The sequence below is a fragment of the uncultured Parasphingorhabdus sp. genome (genome assembly GCF_963677535.2).
GTDB lineage: Bacteria > Pseudomonadota > Alphaproteobacteria > Sphingomonadales > Sphingomonadaceae > Parasphingorhabdus.
Genome location: NZ_CAXXUT010000003.1, coordinates 1,064,693 through 1,077,121, shown reverse-complemented (window position 1 = coordinate 1,077,121; position 12,429 = coordinate 1,064,693). Strand labels below are relative to the sequence as shown.

Here is a 12,429-nt window from a genome sequence, read left to right as displayed (position 1 = left end):
GGATTCCCTTTTCCATGGATATTACCAAGATTCCGATCGGCGATAATCCGCCCGAAAGCCTGAATGTTGTTATCGAAGTGCCCGTTGGCGGAGAACCGGTAAAATATGAATTTGACAAGGAATCCGGCGCGCTGTTCGTCGACCGTATCCTCCACACCCCGATGCGCTATCCTGCCAATTACGGCTTCATACCGCACACTTTGTCGCCCGACGGTGATCCGCTCGACGCGCTGGTTGTGGCGCGCTCGCCCTTCATGCCGGGCTGCGTTGTGCGCTGTCGCCCGATCGCGGTGCTCAACCTCGAAGACGAGCATGGCGGCGATGAAAAGCTGCTCTGCGTGCCGATCGACGCGACATTCCCTTATTACCGGAAGGTGGATGAAGGCACCCATCTGCCCGAAATCGTGATGCAGCAGATCGAGCATTTCTTCACCCATTATAAAGATCTCGAACCCGAAAAATGGGTCCGGGTCGGCAAATGGGGCGATGCGGACGAAGCACGGCGAGTAGTGCTCGAGGCGATCGAACTGGCGAAAAGCAAGAAATGAACAGATTCCACGTCATTGCCCTGATGACCGGACTATTGACCCTGTCGGCCTGCGCCACCCCCGAAACCCGGGTTCGCAACGGGCTGATGAGCGCTGGACTGTCCGCGCCTGTATCGGCCTGCATGGCAGATCGGATGGTGGATCGCCTGTCTCTGGGCCAACTCCGGAAGCTCGGCGATCTTGGCAAGCTGAAGAATCGCGATCCCGGTGAGGTGACGGTCAAGGAATTTGTCAAAGAGACACGGTCGTTGCAGGATCCGGAAATTCTCGGCGTCGTCACATCGTCGGGACTGATCTGCGCGGTTCAATAGGCGCAGCGCGACAATGGCGGGCATCTCCATACGGGCAGCAACCAGCGATGATGCCCCCAGCCTGCCCGAGATAGAAAGTTCGGCAGCGAAGGCCTACCTGTCGGTTCCGGGCCTGGAATGGATTGCCGGCGAAGCCCCAATGCCGGCCGACTCGCACCGGATTTACATCGCCGAAGGCAGCGTATGGGTGGCGGTGACCGACAGGCATTGCGTCGGCTTTCTGGCAAGCACGATATTCGACGACGCCTTGCACATCATCGAACTGTCGGTCGCAGACGGCTATCAGGGCCAGGGGATCGGGCGCCGCCTGATGGAAACAGCGAGAGAATTTGCCGCTGAACAGAATAGCCAGGCCCTCACCCTGACCACCTTCCGCGACCTGCCATTCAACGAGCATTTTTATCGCACTCTGGGCTATCAGACGCTGGAATCGGCCGAAATGCCGAAACGACTCGCGGACATACTGACTGCGGAAAGCGAAAATGGTCTGCCGGGAAATCGCCGCTGTGCCATGCGTTTGATGCTTTAGTTTGCCCGCCGCCAAGGCGAGCCGGGGAAACCGACTAGAACATCTGATAATTATCACGAAACAGGGTGGAAATAGGCGGCTGACTATGCTTTAGCCAACCCGAATAATCGCCGGTCTTAAGTTTCAAGGCCTCTATTTTGAAAGGTGCTTTCCCTTCCCATGAACATTCACGAATATCAGGGCAAGGAACTACTTGCCAAACACGGCATTGCCGTTCCCGCAGGCTATGCTGCGCTCACCGTTGACGAAGCGGTTGCCGCGGCCGAAAAACTCCCCGGACCACTTTATGTCGTCAAGGCGCAGATTCACGCAGGCGGCCGCGGCAAGGGCAAGTTCAAGGAACTGGGCCCGGACGCCAAGGGCGGTGTTCGTCTCGCGCAGTCGATCGACGAAGTGCGCACCAACGCAGAAGAAATGCTGGGCAACACATTGGTCACGATCCAGACCGGTGACGCCGGCAAGCAGGTCAACCGCCTCTATGTCACCGACGGCGTTGATATCGAGAAAGAATTCTATCTGTCGATTCTGGTCGACCGGGCCAGTGGCCGCGTTGCCATGGTCGTATCGACCGAAGGCGGCATGGACATCGAGGAAGTCGCCCATTCGACTCCCGAAAAGATCCGCACGATCACCATCGATCCGGCACAGGGCTTCATGCCGCACCACGGCCGCGCGATCGCTTTTGCCCTGCAGCTGAAAGGCGACCTCAACAAGCAAGCGCAGAAGCTGGGCAAGAAACTCTATGACGCCTTCCTCGCGATGGATTGCGAAATGGTCGAAATCAACCCGCTCGTGGTCACCGAAGACCAGCAGCTGATCGTGCTCGACACCAAGATGAGCTTCGACGGCAACGCGCTGATGCGTCACCCCGATCTCGCCGCGCTGCGCGACGAAACCGAAGAAGATCCGGCGGAAGTCGAAGCCAGCAAATCCGATCTCGCCTATATCAAGCTCGACGGCAATATCGGCTGCATGGTCAATGGCGCCGGTCTGGCGATGGCGACGATGGATATCATCAAGCTGAATGGCGCTTTCCCTGCCAACTTCCTCGACGTGGGCGGCGGCGCGACCAAGGAAAAGGTCACGGCAGCGTTCAAGATCATTCTCGCCGATCCGGCGGTCGAAGGCATTCTTGTCAATATCTTTGGCGGCATCATGAAATGCGACATCATCGCCGAAGGCATTGTCGCAGCGGCCAAGGAAGTCGATCTGTCGGTGCCTCTGGTTGTGCGCCTCGAAGGCACCAATGTCGAGAAAGGCAAGGAAATTCTGGCGAACAGCGGTCTGCCGATCGTATCGGCCGATGATCTCGGCGACGCCGCGAAGAAAATCGTCGCTCAGGTGAAAGAAGCCGCCTGATGTGATTGCACCCCCTCTCCTCCAGAGGAGAGTGTGGAGCGGGGCATGTCCCGTTCACCAAATTCGGAGGCTGGCATAAAGCCGGCCTCCTGAACCACCCAATGTGGTAGCAGATTCATCCACCGGATGACGCCAGAAGCCGCCACACTCCCCGCCCTCGAACGGACGGGACAGAATCAGAATGCTGCACCGCAGCGCAAAACTTGACGTTTACGTGAACGTAAGTTAATTGGTTAGTGAAATTAGGAAAAGGAAACAGCAATGAAAATCCTGGTGCCCGTAAAGCGGGTGATAGATTATAATGTGAAACCGCGGGTCAAGTCCGACGGCAGCGGCGTCGATCTTGCCAATGTCAAAATGTCGATGAACCCGTTTGACGAAATCTCCGTCGAGGAAGCCATCCGTCTGAAAGAGGCCGGCAAGGGGGAAGAAATCGTCGCGGTTTCGGTTGGCCCGCAAAAGGCGCAGGAAACATTGCGTACCGCCCTCGCCATGGGTGCGGACCGGGCGATTCTCGTGGTCACCGACGAAGAAGTCGAGCCATTGGGCGTTGCCAAGATCCTCGCGAAAATCGTCGAGGAAGAATCCCCGCAGCTGGTCATCACCGGCAAGCAGGCGATCGATGACGATTCGAACCAGACCGGCCAGATGCTCGCAGCATTGCTCGGCTGGGGCCAGGGTACCTTCGCCAACACCGTTGAACTCGACAGCGACAGTATCACCGTCAAACGCGAAATCGACGGCGGCCTGCAGACGGTCAAGCTGAACCTGCCCGCCGTGGTCACCACCGACTTGCGCCTCAACGAACCGCGCTATGCGTCGCTGCCGAACATCATGAAGGCGAAGAAAAAGCCGATGGATGAGAAAACGCCAGCCGATTACGGCGTCGACATCAGCCCGCGTCTGACCACCATCACCGTCAGCGAGCCGCCGGTTCGCCAGGCCGGTGAAAAGGTCGAAGACGTCGATGCGCTGGTCGCGAAACTCAAAGCTGTGGGAGCGATCTAATGAAAACTCTTGTACTCGTAGAACATGACAACACCGACATGAAGGACGCGACGCTGGCCGTCGTCACCGCCGCGTCGCAACTGGGCGAAGTTCATGCACTGGTCATCGGCTCCGGCTGTGGCAGCGTTGCCGAACAGGCCGCCAAGGTCGCTGGCGTCGCCACCGTCCATGTCGCCGACGACGCCGCGCTCGCCAACCAGCTCGCGGAAAATGCCGCGCCGCTGATCGCCAGCCTGATGGAAACGCATGATGCATTCCTCGCGCCCGCCACCACCACCGGCAAGAATATCGCCCCGCGCGTCGCAGCGTTGCTCGACGTCATGCAGATCAGCGACATTCTCTCGGTCGAAAGCGAAGACACGTTCACCCGGCCGATCTACGCCGGCAACGCGATCGCAACGGTCAAATCTTCGGATGCCAAGAAGGTCATCACCGTCCGCGGCACCGCCTTTGACAAGGCAGCAGCCGAGGGCGGCTCCGGCACCATCGAAGCCGTTGGCGGCGCCAGCGACGCTGGCCTGTCGAGTTTCGTCAGCGAGGAAATCGCCAAGTCCGAACGCCCCGAACTGACCAGCGCCAAGATCATCGTTTCCGGTGGTCGTGCTCTGGGTTCAGGCGAGAAGTTCGAGGAAGTCATCACCCCGCTCGCCGACAAGCTTGGCGCCGGCATCGGTGCCTCGCGCGCTGCGGTCGACGCGGGCTATGTCCCGAACGACTATCAGGTCGGCCAGACCGGCAAGATCGTCGCTCCGGAAGTCTATATCGCCATCGGCATCTCCGGCGCGATCCAGCATCTCGCCGGCATGAAGGACAGCAAGATCATCGTCGCGATCAACAAGGACGAAGACGCACCGATTTTCCAGGTTGCGGATATCGGACTGGTTGCGGATCTGTTTGATGCGGTGCCGGAACTGACTTCGAAGGTTTGAGCGCCTCGACCAACTACTTGTCAGTTAAAGTTTACAAAAATTTCGAAGCCCCGGCGGGAAACTGTCGGGGCTTTACTCAAAAAGCGAATATACCTTTGCGACAATAAAGTCTTTGAACAACGGGTGCGCAACTGCTCTTGAGACGTCGCTATCGCAGCCGCTTCTATTTGCAAACCTTTGCAACGCCATGGCGTACAAAGCTTCTATGCTCCGATTTTCTCTTACTTTGCTATTCGCGTTGGCAATAATTCCGTTGATTGATTGTTTCGCTTTGAGACTGTCTCCATGGCAAGTAGCATCAATTATTTCTTGCAAGATGTCTCTCCATTCTCTTTCGGGTTTGATCGGAACGGAAACTTTCTCCTCAATTTTCCACCAATGATATTCTGCGGAGTATGAATTGTTGATCCCGTGATAAGAGAACGGAAAATCGGGTTTTGTGGGTATTTTCGAGCCTTCATCTAACCGATTTACAGTTGTCCCAGCCGTTGCTGATGACCAAGCAACGCAACCAAACTCAGATTTTGCAAATAGATACCCTGATGGACCAAGGGTTAGCGCTTTAAGCACGGCAGAATCTATCGAAACATTTGCCTTACGAGCTACTAAATCAGCCGCTTTTGCTATTTCTGGTTCAACCGCCAAACATTCTGTAACCCATTGATCTGGCATAAGAAGGGAGGCTGCAAATCGATTGGCTTCGGCTTCCATTTCCCAATACTTGGAATTTTCGCGCCCGCCATCTCCACCAAGTAAATCTACGATTGTACCGGTGTGCCATGGAATCAAGACATGCCCTAATTCATGAGCTAACGTAAAGCGTTTACGTCGTTTAGAGATACTTTCGTTGACTCGTATTTTCGGCTTTTTATTGGGCCGCTTTAATCCAATAGTTATACCATCTGCTTCGATAGGAAATTTTGCATAAGCGACATCAGCATATTGTGAAGCTAAGGCTTCAATATCGATGGGCGGTTCGAGTGAAAAGCGTTCAACAACCCTCGCTGCAAGCTGCTCTTCTGGAGCTGGAGATTCACGCCGACTCAAGCTCTGTAATCCACTCTTTCAGCCGTTTCATGTCGCCTGAATTCTTTGATCGAGCGGCAATCTTATCGAAGTCAGCATAATTATCATTAACTGCTTCAGTTAGCGGCCTTTGCTGCGCCTTGGCAGCGATTATCATACCCAAAGAACCAGGCTCCGCAACAAACACTTTGTATTCTGTATCTGTCATTCCCAAGAACTTTGATAGTGTGTCTTCGGAATCACCCTCATGCCATTGGTCAATAAAGTCATCGATTTCATCCGTCATTATTTTACCGGATAACACTAGTTCCATGTAGTTAGACATCGATTTTTCTACCTTTCACGGCATCTTTGATCGTAAAACCATTGACCGCATCAATGGCACCGAGGTGCCTTCCTCTTTTGTTGAATACCTCAATTTCGCCGTGAAGGGAATCCCATGTGTAAATTCTATCCCCAGTGAAACTTCGCCAACGTTTTTCGCCGTTTTTTGCGCCCAAGCTTTCGCACTGGTCCAAAAAGCAAGGATCGGGTCTGGTTTTCATCTCTTGTTTCTATTCATCAGGATTTTTCTTTCAACCCTAAGGTACTTTGCGGCCCATGTTGTCAAAACGTCAAATGCATATCGGCGTCAAAAAGTAAGTGTTACCCTCCCGCATCCGGATTAACAGACAGAGATCAACAGTTCGGTCTTATGGCCTGTCAGCTGGCGGTGCCTCTGATAGAGGCAACTGCTGACGCTGCTTTATCAATCGGAAACATCCATCGATATGCTCAAGACGAAAGGTAATTCCCTAAACCGTAAAACTCTCCCCGCACCCGCAGGCGCCTTTGGCGTTCGGATTCTCGAACACAAAGCCAGCGGTAAAATCATCTTCCACCCAGTCCATCGTGCTGCCGATCAAGTAGAGCACCGATCCGCCGTCGACGTAAAACAGGCCGCCGGGGGTGACGATCTTCTCGTCGAACGGGACTTCCTCGGTGACATAGTCGACCGAATAGGCAAGGCCCGAACAGCCGCGGCGCGGGGTGGAGAGTTTGACGCCGATCGCATCGTCGGGCGCCTTGGCCATCAGGTCGGCAATGCGCTGCTCCGCCGCCGGCGTCAGATTGATCGCGGCGGGTATTTCGCGGGTTTTTGTTTTCGTGTCGGTCATTTCATTCTCCTTCTCCCCTCCCGTTTACGGGAGGGGTCGGGGGTGGGATTGTGGATGGCCTTAGGCCCACTCTGGGCCCACCCCTAACCCCTCCCGCAAGCGGGAGGGGGATATCCTACAACATCCCCAGTTCAAGCTTCGCTTCGTCGCTCATCTTCTGCGGATCCCATGGCGGGTCCCAGACGAGATTGACCTCGGCATGGCCGACGCCGGGCACGCTGCCGACCTGCAGCTCGATCTCGCCGGGCATGGATTCGGCGACCGGGCAATGCGGCGTGGTCAGGGTCATGGTGACAATCGCGTGATTATCCGGCGTGATTTCGACACCATAGATCAGGCCGAGATCATAGATATTCACCGGAATTTCCGGATCGTAGATAGATTTCAGCGTATCGATCACCGCCTCGTAGATATCGCCACCGGCCTCTCCGGCCGATACCTCGGTCGGTTTCTGCGCCAGAAAGCCCTCGAGATAGTCCTTCTTGCGATTGAGCTTCGCCGCATCGCTTTCCGCTTCATAGGGCGAAGGCGCCATCACAGGCGCGGCCTTTTCTTCCGGACTGTCCACCGCATCCTCAACCTTTGCCGGCCGTGGTTTTTCAACCGACTCGACCTCTTCCACCAATATTTTGCGTTCTTCGTTCATATTGTCACCTTACCCGAAAATCTTTCTGACCCGATTGATGCCGTCCACCAGCGCGGCGACATCCTCGTCATCACTGTAAATCCCGAAACTCGCCCGCGCCGTTGCCGCCACGCCGAGAGTGTCCATCAGCGGCTGTGCGCAATGATGGCCGGCGCGGATCGCCACGCCGCCTTCATCCAATATAGTGGCGACATCATGCGGATGCACGTCGCCAACCGCGAAACTTAATATACCCATGCTCTTGTCGGGACCGAAGACCCGCACAGAGTTGATCCCGGACAGGGCTTCGCGCGCCTTGGCCAGTGTAGCATTTTCATGATCCGAAATCACGTCGAGACCGATGCCCTCGACATATTGGATCGCGGCATCCAGCCCGACCACACCGGCGATATGCGGCGTCCCCGCCTCGAAGCGGCCCGGTGGCGGCGCATAAGTGGTGCCGTCAAAAGACACGCGGTCAATCATCGACCCGCCCCCTTTCCAGGGTGGCATAGCTTCGAGTGTTTCATAAGGTGCCCACAAGGCACCAATGCCAGTCGGCCCGTAAATCTTGTGCCCCGAGAAAACATAAAAGTCGCAGCCGAGATCCTGCACATTGACGGGCAGACGCGGCGCGGCCTGACATCCGTCGAGCAGCAGCTTAGCGCCAGCCTTGTGCGCGATGGCCGCTGCCCGTTTCGCATCGAGCAGGGACCCGAGCACGTTGGAAACATGGGCCAGCGCGACCAACTTGTGCTGTTCGGTCAGATGCTCTTCGATCCAGTCGAGATCGATCTGGCCATCATCGGTCAGCGGCGCGACATCGATTTGCGCCCCGACCCGCTCGGCCAGCATCTGCCATGGCACGATGTTGGAGTGATGCTCCAGCTGCGACAGCATAATCCGGTCGCCCTGCCCGACAAATTTGTTGCCCCAGCTTTCGGCGACCAGATTGATACTGTCGGTCGCGCCGCTGGTGAAGACAATTTCATTTTCGGATGCAGCGCCAAGAAAACCGGCCACCCGTTTGCGCGCAGCTTCATAGGCGAGCGTCATATCGGCGGAGCGCGCATAGACGCCGCGGTGGACGGTGGCGTAATCCGGGCCGTAGGCGCGGGCTATGGCGTCGAGCACGGCCTTGGGTTTCTGCGCGGTGGCGGCGGAGTCGAGATAGTGCCAGTCAGGCCCGATGCCGGGGAAATCGGCACGGTGGCTGGTCCGTATGATAGCGGGAGCGTTCATGATCGCACTTCCTCGTCATCCTGAACCTGTTTCAGGATCCATCGCGCCGCAAACACAGCCTGTGCGCTTGGAGAAGTGGACCCTGAAACAAGTTCAGGGTGACGAGCGCGAATTCTCCTCACGACAAAGCCTCCAACACCTCAAGCGCCTTGCCCTCGATCGCGTCCCTAACGGCATCATCATCAACCGATACAAAAGCATCGGCAATGAACGCCTGCAGCATTAGCTTCTTCGCCTGCGCCGGCGGCAGGCCGCGCGAGGCGAGATAGAAAAGCGCCTGCTTGTCGAGTTCGCCAACGGTCGCGCCATGGGCGCATTTCACGTCGTCAGCGAAAATTTCCAACTCGGGCTTGGCATTCGCGGTCGCGCCGCGATTGAGCAGCATCGATTTGACCGACTGGGCCGCATCGGTTTTCTGGGCGTGGCGGGCCACATTGATGCTGCCGAGAAAACTGCCTGTGGCCGTATCCGCCAGGACCGAGCGCACCACCTGATTGGAGGTCGCATTGGGCTCGGCGTGGATCGTCTCGGTCACGATTTCTAGCGTCTGCTTGCCCGACCCGAGAATCGCGCCGCCCAGTTCAAAATGCGATCCATTGCCGAGGGTCGCCTTGACCTGAATCCGGCCATAGTCCGCATTATGCGCGAGGACATAGAGATTGAATGTCGCCTTGTCACCGATGGTGACATCGAGATCGATCATACCAACCCCGTCGATGATCGGCAGTTCGGCAATCTGGCGCGAGACGGTTTCGCCTGCGGGGACGATGATTTTCTCGGGGCCGGCGAGCTTCGGCCAGACAGGTTCAAGCGCCTTGAGATCGGCATAGCGCCATGCCTCGTCGCGGCGCGTAGGAAGCGGTGCGGTCATATCAACATACCTGACTCGTCACCCTGAACTTGTTTCAGGGTCCACTTCTCCAAGCGCACAGGCTGTGTTTGCGGCGCGATAGATGCTGAAACAAGTTCAGCATGACGGTCAAAAGCAACAAACGAGCAAAACATCACGCCGCCTCCGCGATCGCTTCATAGCCTTGTTCTTCCAGCTGCAGCGCCAGTTCCGGTCCACCAGTCTTCACAATCCGGCCATTCGCGAGAACATGGACGAAATCCGGCCTCACTTCGTCGAGCAGGCGTTGATAATGGGTGATCAGCAACACCGCCTTGTCGGGCTTGCGCATGATCGCGTTGATGCCGGACCCCACGGTACGCAGCGCGTCGATATCGAGGCCGCTGTCGGTCTCGTCGAGGATCGCCAGCTTGGGATCGAGAATCCCCATCTGGACCATCTCGTTGCGCTTCTTCTCGCCGCCGGAAAAGCCGACATTGACCGCGCGTTTGAGCATATCCATGTCCATCTTCAGCAGCGCCGCTTTTTCCTTGGCGAGCTTGATGAATTCCGCTCCGGTCAGCGCCTCTTCGCCGCGAACCGCGCGCTGGGCATTCAGGCTTTCGCGCAGAAATTGCAGGTTGGATACGCCGGGAATTTCGACCGGATATTGGAAACCGAGGAAGATGCCCGCCGCGGCCCGCTCATGCGGGTCGAGGGCGAGCAAATCCACCGTTTCGCCTTCTCCCGTTCGTGCTGAGCTTGTCGAAGCACCTCTCTCCTCCGCACCCGGTCCTTCGACAGGCTCAGGACGAACGGATGGCGTAAAGCTAACACTGCCTGCGGTCACTTCATAACCGGGCCGTCCGCCCAGCGCATAGGCCAGCGTCGACTTGCCCGCCCCATTGGGTCCCATGATCGCATGGATTTCGCCCGCGTTGATGGTGAGCGAAAGCCCCTTGAGGATTTCTGTGTCGCCAACGGTGGCGTGGAGGTTTTCAATTTTCAGCATTATTATCGTTTTCCAAATTTTCTATAAAATCGCGATCCCGAGCCCGGATTTGATCAACGGATTTTTGACCAACTCCTTGCATCAGTAAATCTGCTTCCACGATTTTCGATTCTGCGGCAGATTTGTCCATTGCAGATTCAAGAACCATGTTTGTATTCTCTTCACACAGAGCCTTTGCTGACAAGAAAATCTCGTCAAAATTATCTTGAGTGGACTTGGCCAAACCTTCGATCTTTGATCCAACACACATCAAATAGGCGTATTGCGCCTGATCGTTTGTCAACGGCTCGCTTTCAATGGGCCCGTAAACAGTCCAACCTTGTGCGAGTGCCATCAAGATCAACGCAAAACTCACCCCACACTCCCCTCAAGGCTGATCGCCAGCAATTTCTGCGCTTCGACCGCAAATTCCATCGGCAGTTCCTTGAGCACTTCCTTGGCGAAACCGTTGACGATCAGGCTCACCGCCGCCTCTTCATCGAGGCCGCGTTGCTGCGCGTAGAACATCTGGTCGTCGCTGATCTTGCTGGTCGTTGCCTCATGCTCGATCGTCGCGGTCGGATTCTTGACCTCGATATAGGGCACAGTATGCGCGCCGCTCTGGTCGCCGAGCAGCAAGCTGTCGCACTGGGTGAAGTTGCGGACATTTTCCGCATTGGGGCCAACCCGCACCAGACCGCGATAGGTGTTGTCGCTGTGCCCGGCGCTGATGCCTTTGGAGATGATCGTCGAACGGGTGTTCTTGCCATTGTGGATCATCTTGGTGCCGGTATCGGCCTGCTGATAATTGTTGGTCAGCGCCACCGAGTAAAATTCGCCAACACTGCCCTCGCCGTTCAGCACGCAGCTCGGATATTTCCAGGTCACCGCGCTGCCGGTCTCGACCTGGGTCCAGCTGATCTTGCTGTTCCTACCCTGGCACAGGCCGCGCTTGGTCACGAAATTATAAATGCCGCCCTTGCCGTTCTCGTCGCCGGGATACCAGTTTTGCACGGTCGAATATTTGATTTCCGCATCATCCATCGCGATCAGTTCGACCACGGCGGCGTGCAGCTGGTTCTCGTCGCGCATCGGCGCGGTGCAGCCTTCGAGATAGGAAACGTAAGAGCCTTCGTCGGCAACGATCAGGGTGCGCTCGAACTGACCGGTATTTTCCGCGTTGATCCGGAAATAGGTGCTCAGCTCCATCGGGCAGCGGACGCCCTTGGGAATGTAGACAAAGGTGCCATCGCTAAACACGGCGCAATTGAGCGTGGCGAAATAATTGTCGTGCATTGGCACAACTTTGCCCAAATATTTACGAACAAGGTCAGGATATTCCTTGATTGCTTCGGAAATTGACCGAAAAATGACGCCCGCTTCTTCCAGCTCCTGCCGGAAAGTGGTCGCCACCGACACGCTGTCAAACACAGCGTCTACGGCAACCTTGCGCGCGCCCTCGACGCCGGCGAGCACTTTTTGTTCCTCGATCGGGATGCCCAGTTTTTCATAGACCCGCAATATTTCAGGATCGACCTCGTCGAGGCTGCCAAGCTTTTCCTTCGCCTTGGGCTCGGCGTAATAGTAGGCATCCTGATAATCGATCATCGGGATTTCGAGCTTTGCCCAGTCCGGCGATTCCATCTTTTCCCACTGGCGGAAAGCCTTGAGACGCCAGTCGAGCATCCACTCGGGCTCGCCCTTCTTGTCGGAGATGAACCGCACGGTCTCCTCGTTCAGACCCTTGGGCGCGAAATCCTGTTCGATGTCCGACGACCAGCCGAACTCGTAAGTGCTCGCCTTGTCGACCGCTTCCTGCGCCTCGGCGTTCATTTCCGCGCGCTCGGCATCATAGTCGGATGTTTTGACGTCTTC

16 protein-coding genes are annotated in these 12,429 nt (G+C 56.4%); 6 read left to right on the top strand and 10 right to left on the bottom strand.

Going from position 1 to position 12,429, the window contains the following annotated elements; genetic code table 11:
* The first annotated feature begins 14 nt into the window (after positions 1-14).
* The 6 genes from ppa to ACHZCJ_RS12080 all read left to right on the top strand — a co-directional run bounded on the left by ppa (position 15) and on the right by ACHZCJ_RS12080 (position 4,684).
* Entirely contained in the window at positions 15-548 is a 534-nt protein-coding gene (gene ppa / locus ACHZCJ_RS12105; RefSeq protein ID WP_159647109.1) for an inorganic diphosphatase, read from the top strand.
* Positions 545-859 carry a hypothetical protein gene (locus ACHZCJ_RS12100; protein ID WP_321326729.1) on the top strand — a complete coding sequence of 105 codons (315 nt, stop codon included), beginning with the start codon at positions 545-547 and terminating at the stop codon, positions 857-859. Before ppa ends, ACHZCJ_RS12100 begins: the two co-directional genes overlap by 4 nt.
* Positions 860-872: 13 nt before the next feature.
* The gene (locus tag ACHZCJ_RS12095) at positions 873-1,388 is read left to right on the top strand and encodes a GNAT family N-acetyltransferase (protein ID WP_321326727.1); all 516 of its coding nucleotides are present in this window, start codon (positions 873-875) and stop codon (positions 1,386-1,388) included.
* Between the two features lie 159 nt (positions 1,389-1,547).
* Positions 1,548-2,747, top strand: coding sequence for an ADP-forming succinate--CoA ligase subunit beta (gene sucC, locus ACHZCJ_RS12090; RefSeq protein ID WP_159647103.1), 1,200 nt, complete (start codon positions 1,548-1,550; stop codon positions 2,745-2,747).
* Between the two features lie 261 nt (positions 2,748-3,008).
* Complete coding sequence (locus ACHZCJ_RS12085; RefSeq protein WP_321326725.1) at positions 3,009-3,755, top strand: electron transfer flavoprotein subunit beta/FixA family protein; 747 nt, start codon at positions 3,009-3,011, stop codon at positions 3,753-3,755.
* Entirely contained in the window at positions 3,755-4,684 is a 930-nt protein-coding gene (locus ACHZCJ_RS12080; protein ID WP_321326724.1) for an electron transfer flavoprotein subunit alpha/FixB family protein, read from the top strand. The genes ACHZCJ_RS12085 and ACHZCJ_RS12080 overlap by 1 nt, the downstream gene beginning before the upstream one ends.
* A 72-nt stretch (positions 4,685-4,756) precedes the next feature.
* Here the strand turns inward: ACHZCJ_RS12080 and ACHZCJ_RS12075 are convergent, their stop codons facing one another.
* The 10 genes from ACHZCJ_RS12075 to sufB all read right to left on the bottom strand — a co-directional run bounded on the left by ACHZCJ_RS12075 (position 4,757) and on the right by sufB (position 12,387).
* A complete protein-coding gene (locus ACHZCJ_RS12075) occupies positions 4,757-5,731 on the bottom strand; it encodes an ImmA/IrrE family metallo-endopeptidase (protein ID WP_321326723.1) in 975 nt (324 codons plus the stop codon).
* The gene (locus ACHZCJ_RS12070) at positions 5,718-5,996 is read right to left on the bottom strand and encodes a hypothetical protein (RefSeq protein ID WP_321326722.1); all 279 of its coding nucleotides are present in this window, start codon (positions 5,994-5,996) and stop codon (positions 5,718-5,720) included. Before ACHZCJ_RS12070 ends, ACHZCJ_RS12075 begins: the two co-directional genes overlap by 14 nt.
* Before the next feature lie 31 nt (positions 5,997-6,027).
* Entirely contained in the window at positions 6,028-6,255 is a 228-nt protein-coding gene (locus ACHZCJ_RS12065; RefSeq protein WP_321326720.1) for a colicin E3/pyocin S6 family cytotoxin, read from the bottom strand.
* A 249-nt stretch (positions 6,256-6,504) separates the two neighbouring features.
* Positions 6,505-6,867: an iron-sulfur cluster assembly accessory protein gene (locus ACHZCJ_RS12060; RefSeq protein ID WP_173207749.1), complete on the bottom strand. Its 363-nt coding sequence runs from the start codon at positions 6,865-6,867 to the stop codon at positions 6,505-6,507.
* 115 nt (positions 6,868-6,982) lie between these two features.
* Positions 6,983-7,513 carry an SUF system Fe-S cluster assembly protein gene (locus tag ACHZCJ_RS12055; protein WP_321326715.1) on the bottom strand — a complete coding sequence of 177 codons (531 nt, stop codon included), beginning with the start codon at positions 7,511-7,513 and terminating at the stop codon, positions 6,983-6,985.
* A gap of 9 nt (positions 7,514-7,522) precedes the next feature.
* Entirely contained in the window at positions 7,523-8,734 is a 1,212-nt protein-coding gene (locus ACHZCJ_RS12050) for a SufS family cysteine desulfurase (RefSeq protein WP_321326713.1), read from the bottom strand.
* 118 nt (positions 8,735-8,852) lie between these two features.
* Positions 8,853-9,605: a SufD family Fe-S cluster assembly protein gene (locus tag ACHZCJ_RS12045; protein ID WP_321326711.1), complete on the bottom strand. Its 753-nt coding sequence runs from the start codon at positions 9,603-9,605 to the stop codon at positions 8,853-8,855.
* A 133-nt stretch (positions 9,606-9,738) separates the two neighbouring features.
* Positions 9,739-10,575 carry a Fe-S cluster assembly ATPase SufC gene (gene sufC, locus ACHZCJ_RS12040; protein ID WP_321326709.1) on the bottom strand — a complete coding sequence of 279 codons (837 nt, stop codon included), beginning with the start codon at positions 10,573-10,575 and terminating at the stop codon, positions 9,739-9,741.
* A complete protein-coding gene (locus ACHZCJ_RS12035; protein ID WP_321326707.1) occupies positions 10,562-10,930 on the bottom strand; it encodes a hypothetical protein in 369 nt (122 codons plus the stop codon). The genes sufC and ACHZCJ_RS12035 overlap by 14 nt, the downstream gene beginning before the upstream one ends.
* A complete protein-coding gene (gene sufB / locus ACHZCJ_RS12030; RefSeq protein WP_321327789.1) occupies positions 10,927-12,387 on the bottom strand; it encodes a Fe-S cluster assembly protein SufB in 1,461 nt (486 codons plus the stop codon). Before sufB ends, ACHZCJ_RS12035 begins: the two co-directional genes overlap by 4 nt.
* Between the last annotated feature and the right edge of the window lie 42 nt (positions 12,388-12,429).

Excerpts from the sequence above, each read along its gene's own strand:
- ppa (WP_159647109.1), top strand. The coding sequence starts at position 15 with ATGGATATTACCAAGATTCCGATCGGCGATAATCCGCCCGAAAGCCTG.
- ACHZCJ_RS12100 (WP_321326729.1), top strand. The coding sequence starts at position 545 with ATGAACAGATTCCACGTCATTGCCCTGATGACCGGACTATTGACCCTG.
- ACHZCJ_RS12095 (WP_321326727.1), top strand. The coding sequence starts at position 873 with ATGGCGGGCATCTCCATACGGGCAGCAACCAGCGATGATGCCCCCAGC.
- sucC (WP_159647103.1), top strand. The coding sequence starts at position 1,548 with ATGAACATTCACGAATATCAGGGCAAGGAACTACTTGCCAAACACGGC.
- ACHZCJ_RS12085 (WP_321326725.1), top strand. The coding sequence starts at position 3,009 with ATGAAAATCCTGGTGCCCGTAAAGCGGGTGATAGATTATAATGTGAAA.
- ACHZCJ_RS12080 (WP_321326724.1), top strand. The coding sequence starts at position 3,755 with ATGAAAACTCTTGTACTCGTAGAACATGACAACACCGACATGAAGGAC.
- ACHZCJ_RS12070 (WP_321326722.1), bottom strand. The coding sequence starts at position 5,996 with ATGACGGATGAAATCGATGACTTTATTGACCAATGGCATGAGGGTGAT.
- ACHZCJ_RS12065 (WP_321326720.1), bottom strand. The coding sequence starts at position 6,255 with ATGAAAACCAGACCCGATCCTTGCTTTTTGGACCAGTGCGAAAGCTTG.
- ACHZCJ_RS12060 (WP_173207749.1), bottom strand. The coding sequence starts at position 6,867 with ATGACCGACACGAAAACAAAAACCCGCGAAATACCCGCCGCGATCAAT.
- ACHZCJ_RS12055 (WP_321326715.1), bottom strand. The coding sequence starts at position 7,513 with ATGAACGAAGAACGCAAAATATTGGTGGAAGAGGTCGAGTCGGTTGAA.
- ACHZCJ_RS12050 (WP_321326713.1), bottom strand. The coding sequence starts at position 8,734 with ATGAACGCTCCCGCTATCATACGGACCAGCCACCGTGCCGATTTCCCC.
- ACHZCJ_RS12045 (WP_321326711.1), bottom strand. The coding sequence starts at position 9,605 with ATGACCGCACCGCTTCCTACGCGCCGCGACGAGGCATGGCGCTATGCC.
- sufC (WP_321326709.1), bottom strand. The coding sequence starts at position 10,575 with ATGCTGAAAATTGAAAACCTCCACGCCACCGTTGGCGACACAGAAATC.
- sufB (WP_321327789.1), bottom strand. The coding sequence starts at position 12,387 with ATGAACGCCGAGGCGCAGGAAGCGGTCGACAAGGCGAGCACTTACGAG.